The sequence below is a fragment of the Leuconostoc sp. S50 genome, from assembly GCF_016624925.1.
GTDB classification, from domain to species: domain Bacteria; phylum Bacillota; class Bacilli; order Lactobacillales; family Lactobacillaceae; genus Leuconostoc; species Leuconostoc pseudomesenteroides.
In genome coordinates this window covers 1-202 of sequence record NZ_JACVUE010000055.1, presented here as the reverse complement: position 1 = coordinate 202, position 202 = coordinate 1, and the positions used below count along the sequence as shown (strand labels likewise).

Below are 202 nucleotides of genomic sequence, written 5' to 3'. Positions count from 1 at the left end.
CTGCGGCGCCATCCTGACGCTGGTCGATGGCCTGGCGAAGGGCCTGGATGCCTTGCTGCAGCGCGTTGTGTTCGGCGTTGGCCGGCAGGCTGTTAACCAGATCAGCCAACACAGCACTGAATTCCTGCTGCTCACGGTACTCGCCACTGTCGACTACTTTGCCGTCGCGCACGGTGGGCGGGTAATCCGCACCAATGTAGTC

At 62.4% G+C, this 202-nt stretch carries 1 protein-coding gene; it reads right to left on the bottom strand.

All coding sequences use genetic code 11. From position 1 onward, the window contains the following. The coding region (locus IAE53_RS11365) for a hypothetical protein (protein WP_200554278.1) at positions 1-202 on the bottom strand (202 nt) is incomplete at both ends.